Origin of the sequence: Kitasatospora sp. NPDC057542 (assembly GCF_042801945.1) — a bacterium.
Taxonomy (GTDB): Bacteria; Actinomycetota; Actinomycetes; order Streptomycetales; family Streptomycetaceae; genus Kitasatospora.
The window spans coordinates 1-8,103 of the sequence record NZ_JBHVFE010000412.1 but is presented as its reverse complement, the minus strand read 5'-3'; the positions used below and the strand labels follow the sequence as shown (position 1 = coordinate 8,103).

General features: G+C 73.1%; 6 protein-coding genes. 4 read left to right on the top strand and 2 right to left on the bottom strand.

Annotation, left to right across the window (positions count from 1 at the left end; all coding sequences use genetic code 11):
• Positions 1-31: 31 nt before the first annotated feature.
• Positions 32-790, bottom strand: coding sequence for a GntR family transcriptional regulator (locus ACFU7Y_RS34715; protein ID WP_224282604.1), 759 nt, complete (start codon positions 788-790; stop codon positions 32-34).
• Between the two features lie 137 nt (positions 791-927).
• Between ACFU7Y_RS34715 and ACFU7Y_RS34710 the strand changes: the two genes are divergently transcribed.
• Complete coding sequence (locus ACFU7Y_RS34710; RefSeq protein WP_224282603.1) at positions 928-1,131, top strand: hypothetical protein; 204 nt, start codon at positions 928-930, stop codon at positions 1,129-1,131.
• Positions 1,132-1,385: 254 nt separating this feature from the next.
• On the opposite strand, the gene ACFU7Y_RS34705 is transcribed toward ACFU7Y_RS34710, so the two are convergent.
• A complete protein-coding gene (locus tag ACFU7Y_RS34705; protein ID WP_224282602.1) occupies positions 1,386-1,670 on the bottom strand; it encodes a hypothetical protein in 285 nt (94 codons plus the stop codon).
• A gap of 214 nt (positions 1,671-1,884) precedes the next feature.
• On the opposite strand from ACFU7Y_RS34705, the gene ACFU7Y_RS34700 reads away from it, so the two are divergent.
• The 3 genes from ACFU7Y_RS34700 (at position 1,885) to ACFU7Y_RS34690 (ending at position 8,077) form a co-directional block, all read left to right on the top strand.
• Entirely contained in the window at positions 1,885-4,845 is a 2,961-nt protein-coding gene (locus ACFU7Y_RS34700) for an AfsR/SARP family transcriptional regulator (RefSeq protein ID WP_224282601.1), read from the top strand.
• Positions 4,846-5,324: 479 nt separating this feature from the next.
• Complete coding sequence (locus ACFU7Y_RS34695; RefSeq protein ID WP_224282600.1) at positions 5,325-6,089, top strand: class I SAM-dependent methyltransferase; 765 nt, start codon at positions 5,325-5,327, stop codon at positions 6,087-6,089.
• Between the two features lie 83 nt (positions 6,090-6,172).
• The gene (locus ACFU7Y_RS34690; protein ID WP_380770744.1) at positions 6,173-8,077 is read left to right on the top strand and encodes a SpoIIE family protein phosphatase; all 1,905 of its coding nucleotides are present in this window, start codon (positions 6,173-6,175) and stop codon (positions 8,075-8,077) included.
• The last annotated feature ends 26 nt before the right edge of the window (positions 8,078-8,103 follow it).

Genomic DNA, 8,103 nt, shown 5'->3' with positions numbered 1-8,103 from the left:
GGGCGGTTCCCGTACCGGCGCGGCCTCCGGGTCACGCGTCGAAGTCGTACTCCAGGACGTAGGAGGCGGCGTCCAGGATCATCTCGTTGAGCTCGACGACCTGCCCCTCGTCGGCGAAGGCGGTGCGGCAGATCAGGATGACCGGGGTGCCGGCGGACAGTTCCAGGCGGGCCGCCTCCTCCGCGCCGGGCATCCGGGAGCGGACCTCCTCGCGGAAGTGCACGGGCTTGGCGCCGATCTCGGCCAGCCGGGCGTAGGTGCCGCCGGGGCCGGTGTCCTCGCGGGTGATCGCGGTGCCCGCGACCAGGACGGCGGGCAGGTAGGAGGTCGAGAGCAGCACCGGCTTGCCGTCCAGGACGAAGCGGCGGTGCCGTACGCACATCGGGGCGCCCGGGTCGACCCCGAGCACCCGGGCCACGTGCTCGGGCGCGCCCTGCTCGGCGACGGACACCTGGTCGACCACCAGACTGCGGTTGTCGATGTCCGCCGACCATATCGACCGGCCGGACCCCCACTGCCCCTGCGCCAGCCGCTGGATGCCGCGCCGGCGCAGCGGCCGGAAGTCCCGGACGAACACCCCGGCGCCGCGGCGCGCCTCGGCGATGCCCTCGCTCTGCAGCACGCCCAGCGCCTGACGGGCGGTCATCCGTGCCACGCCGTACTCGTCCATGAGGTCGTTCTCGCCGGGCAGGCGGTCGCCCGCGCGGTACCGGCCGGTGTCGATGGCCGCCTTCAGGGCATCGGCGATCCGTTGGTACTTGGGCTGTTTGTCGCCACTGCTGCCGGTCATCGCCGCTCCCTCTGCCTCGGACAAATCGTAGGCGCGCCCGCGGTCGCCGGTAAGGAGATACGACCGTTGACATCTCTAGAGATATTAGCTTCTCTAGAGATGCTGGCCAGTCGCCGACCAGAGCGAGGAGCAGCACCGTGAGCACCCGACAGCGAAACGCCCCGGCCTACCGGCCGCACGTGGGTGAACTCGTCCTCGACCGGAGGACCGGACGTACCGGCATCTACATGGACACCATCGGCGGCGAGCACTACCTGCGCCCCGAGACCGGCGGCCGGGAATGGACCACCGACCCGCACCAGGTCGGCCCGACCTCCGGGCCCCGCGATTCGGCTGATTGAGATCAGCACCGGGAATTTGCGGAAAAATCCACGCAAACCGTAACGCTCGGACCCGGACAATCGTCCCGATGAATCCGGAATTCCGGAACGCCCGGCGCCCACCGCCGGGCACGTTACGGATAACACCGGTCACCATGCGTGCACCGCGGGCGGGAATCGGCCACCGCTATCCACCCGCACACGAATTGGCGCGCGCATAACCAACAGCGCCCCCGTGCCCGGACGGGGGCACGGGGGCACTCGGCCGGCGCTGCTTACGGGTTGCCGCCGACGAGGGTCTCCGGCTCGTACGGACCGCCCGGCTTGCCGCCGGCCGGGCGGGCGGGCTCCTCTATGTACTGCCCCTCGTCTCCGAACGGGGCGTTCTCGAACGCGTCCTTCTCCGCGTCGGTCGGCGCGGTGTACTCGGCCGGGTTCGAGGACGCGGCCACCGCACCCTCGACAGCCTCGCCCGCCTCCACAGCGGCGGCCGGGGTGCCGATCTGCGCCGTGTTCTGGGGCGCCGACGGCTCCGGGGTCTCGCTCTGGTCGTTGGCCATTGGGCGGCCGCCTTTCGGTCATCAATTGTCTTCAGCCCGACCTCTGTGGCGCGGGCGCGCGGACAGTATCGTAGAGTTGATTAAATGTCCGATAAACGCCGTGCGACTTGCGGCGCCGTCCGGCAGAGTCGGGCGTCCGCCTAGGCTGAACCACCGCGGCGGACCGCCGAGCGCCCTTTCACGGAATCGACACCACAGGCCATCGGGGGACTTCATGGAGTTTCTGGAGACGCCGCAGGACCCTGCGCTGCGCTTCCAAGTCCTCGGTCCGGTCCAGGCCTGGCTCGACGGCAAGCCGCTCTCCCTCGGATCGCCACAGCAACAGGCCGTTCTGACGACACTTCTGCTGCATTCCGGACGTCCCGTCACCACGCAGGACCTGGTCGACGCGCTCTGGGGCGAGCGTCCTCCGGCCCAGGCGGTGGCGGCACTGCGCACGTACATCTCCCGCCTGCGCTCCGTCATCGAGCCCCGGCGCGAGGTGCGCCGACCCGCCGAGCTGCTGGTCTCGGTCGCCGACGGCTACGCGCTGCGCATCCCGGGCGAGGCCCTCGACCTGACGGTCTTCGAACGACTCTCCGCCGAGGCCACCGCCGCGCGCACCTCGGGCGACCGGCACCAGGCACACCGACTGCTGGTGGAGGCGCTGGACCTGTTCAGCGGCCGTCCGCTCACCGGCGTCCCCGGCCCCTACGCCGACGCCCAGCGGCTGCGGCTGGCCGAACGCCAGGTGGCCGCCGCGGAGGAGCTGTGCGCCGCCGCCCTCGACATCGGACTGCACGCCGAGATCGTCGGCGAGCTCAACAGCCTGACCGCCGAGCACCCGCTGCGCGAGCGGCTGCGCGAACTGCTGATGCTGGCGCTGTACCGCTGCGGCCGCCAGGCCGAGGCGCTCGGCGTCTACACCGACACCCGCAAGCTGCTGATCGAGGAGCTCGGCGTCGAACCGGGCGCGGGCCTGTCCACGATGCACACCCGCATCCTCGCCGCCGATCCCGACCTGGCGCCCCCCGCCACGGCTGCCCCCGCCGCCCGCGAGGAGGGTTTGGCCGCGCCGCCCGCACCGGCCCAACTCCCGGCGGACGTATCGGACTTCAGCGGCCGCACCGAGCTGGTTGGCGACCTCTCGACGGCCCTGATGAACGCCACCGGCCAGGCCGTCGTGGTGACCTCGCTGGCCGGCATCGGCGGAGTCGGCAAGACCACTCTCGCCGTGCACGTCGCCCACCGCGTCCGCGCCGAGTTCCCGGACGGGCAGCTGTACGTCGACCTGCGCGGAGCCGGCGCCTCACCCGCCGACCCGGTGGCCGTCCTGGGCGACTTCCTGCATGCGCTCGGCGTCGCCGAGAGCCCCGACTCGCTGGAACAGCGCGCCGCCCTCTACCGCTCGCTGCTCGCCAGCCGGCGGATGCTGATCCTGCTCGACAACGCGCGCGACGCCGACCAGATCCGGCCACTCATCCCTGGGGTCTCCGGCTGCGCAGTGCTCGCCACCAGTCGCTCCCGGCTGGCCGGCATCCCCGGCGCCCAGCTGTTCGACGTCGAGGAGCTGACCCCGGACGAGGCGCTGGCGCTGTTCTCGGCCATCGTCGGCGAGCAGCGGGTCGCCGACGAGCCCGAGGCGGCCATGAAGGTGATCACCGCCTGCGGCTTCCTGCCGCTGGCCGTCCGCATCGCCGCCGCCCGGCTGGCCAGCCGCCCGCGCTGGAGCGTCTCCGACCTGGCCCGTCGGTTAGCGGACCAGCGCCGGCGGCTGGACGAACTCCAGCTCGGCAACCTCGCCGTGGAGACCACCATCGGACTCGGCTACGGACAGCTGTCCGGGCCCGAGTCCCGCGCCTTTCGGCTGCTCGCCCTGATCGACTCCCCCGACATCCCGCTGGCGGCCGCCGCGGCGCTGCTCGGCGTGGACGAGTACACCGCCGAGGACCTCGCCGAGGCGCTGGTCGAGGCAAACATGCTGGAGTGCTTCACCCCCGGCCGCTACCGCTACCACGACCTGCTCCGGCTCTACGCCCAGCGGCAGAACGAGCGGATCGGGGACACCGGGGAGCAGGAGCGGGCGGTGCTGCGGCTGCTCGACCTGCTGATCCCGACCGTCCACAACGCGACCCAGGTCATCGAGCCGGACGACCCGCTGCCCGAGCTGCTCACCACACCCTCCTCGGCCGGGATCAGCCTGCCGACCAGCGGCTCCGCCCAGGACTGGCTCCGAACCGAGGGCGCCCTGCTGCTCAGCGCCACGGCCGCGGCGGCGGCCGGTCCGCGCGCCTTGCAGCACGCGGCGATCGACCTGCTGATCCTGGTGTACGGCCTCGGCCCGGACCCCACCCACGGCCCCCAGGGGCGGCAGATCCTGGAGACCATCGGAAACGAGGCGGAGCGCCGCGGCGACCGCGCCGCACTCGCCCGGGTCCACGTCGCCCTGGGCACCCTGCAGTCCGTCACCAGTGACTTCCAGGGATCCGAACAGTCGTTCCGCCGGAGTCTGGAGAACCAGGCCCCGGACGAGCCGACCTTCCTGCTCCTCGCCACGGCCAACATGCTGGGCGTGATGCTGAACGTCGGCAACCGTCCGGCCGAGGCTCTGTTGTTCTACGAACAGGCCCGTGCCACCAGCCAGGCCGTCGGCGCCCCCTTCCTTGAGGCGCGGGTGGTCAGCAACATAGCCCGGGCGCAGCACCGGCTCGGCATGACGGAGACGGCGATCCGGTCGGCCGGCGAAGGCGTTGCCGCCGCGCGCGAGTCCAAGAACGACACACTGCTCGCCCAGACCCTCTACCAGCTGGGCGTGGTGCTCTCCGGCATCGAGGCCGTCCCGCACCTGCGGGAGGCGCACGGGCTGTACCAGTCGCAGCAGAACCCCCTATGGGAGGGCTACACCCTGGCCCGCCTCGCCTCCGCCCTGCTCGTCGCCGGGCAGCACGCCGAGGCCGCCGAGGCGGCCGGTGCGTCGCTGGCGATCGGCCAGGAGTTGGGCTCCGCCTACTGCCAGGGCCTGGCGAACGCCGCACTGGGCGAGGCACTGTTGACGCTCGCCCAGCCGGCCCGTGGACTCGCCTGCCTCCAGGAGGCGCATGCGATCTTCACGCGGCTCGGTGTGCCCGAGGCCTCCCCCGTGGCGGACCTCATCTCCCAGCAGCACACCGAGCCCCTCTCTCCCCCCGCGCCGTAAGGCCTCCGCTCCCCCACGGAGAACCTCCCCCCGTTCCGCGCGTCGGCGCCCCCGCAGCCCCCCGGCTGCGGGAGCGCCCTCAACGCTTCCCCGGCGCTGGACTCCACTGTGCACCGGATCGATTGACGTTCAATAAACGTCGGACAGTCCGCCTGCGGAGCGGCAAAACCGCAGGTCATCGACGTCACCCGGGCGCGCCGTCCGGCGTGCGGGGTCTCGCGCACAACCCTGCCCGCACCCTCGTGCTTCCACAACCCCGGCCACAACGGCCCAAGCACGGCGAGTTGGCCGGAAAGGGACCCCATGGCACAGTGATCGCGCATATTCTCAGATGCCAGTACGCACGAGTGTCTGCCGGAAACGCATCGGGGTGCGGTCCGTCCGTGTGGTGCGGAGAGCGTGACGTACCGCCACCGGCAGCGGCCCGCGGGGCCGCGGAGGAGCCACCGGAGGCCACGGGTGGAAGGGTGCCTCGCAACGTGACGACCGGACAGATATCCGACCCGTTCCCCGTCGGCGAGGACGCCGGCGACGACGATCCCGAGGTACGGCGGCGGCGGGCGGCCCGGGCACTGCAGGCGGTCGCCTTCGACACCATCGGCGCCGGGTACGGCGAGGCCTTCCCCGCCAAGGACGGACAGCTGGCCTGCGGCCGGCTGCTGCTCGCCCGGCTCGAACCCGGCGCCCCGGTGCTGGACGTGGGCTGCGGCACCGGTGACCCGACCGTCCGACAGCTGGCCGCGGGCGGTCTCCGGGTGACCGGGGCGGACCTCTCCGACGGGATGCTCGCGCTGGCCCGGCGGACCGCCTTCCCGGGCGTGTTCCCGCCGGTCTTCCATCGGATCGACCTGTACGATCTGGCCACCGAGCGCGCGGACCGGGTCTGGAACGCCCCCGAACTGGGGCCGGACGGCCGGGGCCGCTTCGCCGCGGTCACCGCTTTCTTCTCGCTGATCCTGCTGCCGCAGGACGAGATCCCGACCGTGCTCGGGCGGCTGCACGAACTCCTGCGGCCCGGCGGACTGCTGGCGCTCGGTATGGTCGAGGCGGACCTGGATCACGTTCCGCTTCCGTTCCTTGGCAGAGAGCTGCGGATCAGTGGGTATCTGAGGGAGGATCTGGAGCGGGTTCTGGTCTCGGCCGGCTTCGCCGTCGAGGAGTGCTCGGGGCATCCGTACGCACCGGCCAGTACCTCGCTGCCGCCGGAGGAACAGCTGTTCCTGTGCTGTCGACGCGTCGGCTGATCGAACCGGGACAGGACCGACCGCACCCGCGGCCGGTGCAACAGAACAGCTCACCGACCACACCGAATCCAGGACAGGCAGCCGTGCGCGACCAGCTCAAGACCGAGGCGGAGCAGCCGCCCGCCGTCCCGGGCCAGCGCCGTCAGGTCCCGGCCCCGACCTCGGCCCCGACGGCGGCGGGCCCGGCTTCGCCCTCGGCCCCGGCCCTGACGGTGGCCCCGGCTGCGGCGAAGCGGGCCGGCGCACGGCCGGAGCGCACCGAGATGGCGGTCCGCCTGGCGTACCTCGACTCGGCGACCCGGCGGATCAACAGCGCCCTCGACCTCGCCGCGACGCTGCGCAACATCGGCCGGGTACTGGTCCCGACGCTCGCCGACGCCGCCGTCGTCCACCTGCGCGACCCACTGCCCAACGTCGAACGCGAGCCCGGCTTCCCGGAGGAGCTGCGGATACACCACAGCACCGGCACCCGGATCGGCCGGCGCGGCCGCCCGAGCGGCCTGGACGACCGGCGCCGCTCCCGCTACGGCGCCCGTTCGACCGCCGACGGCGGCCCGGCCACCCCGGTGACCCGCGGCGGGGCCCTCGCCCACGCCCTGCTGAGCCGCCGCCCCGCCGAGCCGGCCGTCCTCGGCACGCCCTCCGCCGAGCGCGCCGAGACCCTGCTGCGCGAGCTGTACGGCTCCCGCGGGGTGGCCCGGCTGGCCGCCGGCACCTCCGTCCTCGCCCTGCCGCTGCGCGGCCGCAAGGCCGTGCTCGGGCTGCTGATACTGATCCGCCGCCCTCCCGAACGCACCGGCCGCCCGGTCTTCGACGCCGCGGACACCGCGACCGCGGCGCACCTCGCCACCCAGGCCGGGCTGGCCGTGGACACCGCGCTGCGCTACGCCCGCGAGTGGGAGATCGCCAACGAGCTCCAGCGCAGCATGCTGCCGCTGCGCCTGCCGCAGTCGCACGGCGTCCGGATCGCACAGCGCTACCTGCCGGGTGAGCGCGGCGCGCAGGTCGGCGGGGACTGGTACGACGCCGTCCCGCTGCCCGGCAACCGGGTCGCCCTGATCGTGGGCGACGTGATGGGCCACTCGCTCACCTCGGCCGCCATCATGGGCCAGCTGCGCACCAGCGCCCAGACCCTGGCCGCCCTCGACCTGCCGCCGCACGAGGTGCTCTACCACCTGGACGAACAGGCCCAGCGGCTCGGCCGTGAACAGCACCTGGCCACCTGCGTCTACGCGGTGTACGACCCGATCGCCAACCGGGTGGTGATGGCCAACGCCGGGCACGTCCCGCCAGTGCTGGTCCGCCCGGACGGGACCGCCGAGCTGGTCGAGCTGGACTCCGGGGCGCCGATCGGCGTCGGCGGGGTGGACTTCAACTCCGTCGAGCTGCCCGCACCGCCCGGCTCGGCGCTGCTGTTGTTCACCGACGGCCTGGTGGAGACCCGCACCCGCCCGATCAGCGACGGCCTGGAGGTGCTGCGCGCCCGGATCGCCGCCGCCCGCTGGCAGTCCCCCGAGCAGCTGTGCCAGGAGGCGCTGCGGATCCTGCCGCCCGGCGACCGCGGCGACGACATCGCGCTGCTCGGCGCCTGCTTCGACGGCATCCCGGCCGGGGACGTCGCGCACTGGTACCTCCAGCCGCGCAACGAGACGCCGGGCCGGGCCCGTCGGCTGGCCGCGCACACGCTGCGCCGCTGGGGGCTGGACGAGCTCAGCGAGGGGACCGAGCTGATGGTCAGCGAGCTGGTGACCAACGCCGTCCAGCACGCGACCCGGCCGGTCACCCTGAGCCTGGTGCGCACCACCCGGCTGCGCTGCGAGGTCGGCGACGACAGCCCGCTGCTGCCGCGCCCGCGCCGCACCGGGCCGGAGGACGAACGCGGGCGCGGGCTGCAGATAGTCGCCCGGTGCGCGGACCGCTGGGGCGCGACCAGGCTGGGCACCGGCAAGGTGGTCTGGTTCGAGCAGCGGCTGCCCGTACAGACGTGACGGCGCCCGGCGGGAGGGTTCCCGCC

What these genes read in the sequence shown, in the direction of transcription:
- ACFU7Y_RS34705 (WP_224282602.1), bottom strand. Translation starts at nt 1,670, where the DNA reads ATGGCCAACGACCAGAGCGAGACCCCGGAGCCGTCGGCGCCCCAGAAC.
- ACFU7Y_RS34715 (WP_224282604.1), bottom strand. Translation starts at nt 790, where the DNA reads ATGACCGGCAGCAGTGGCGACAAACAGCCCAAGTACCAACGGATCGCC.
- ACFU7Y_RS34700 (WP_224282601.1), top strand. Translation starts at nt 1,885, where the DNA reads ATGGAGTTTCTGGAGACGCCGCAGGACCCTGCGCTGCGCTTCCAAGTC.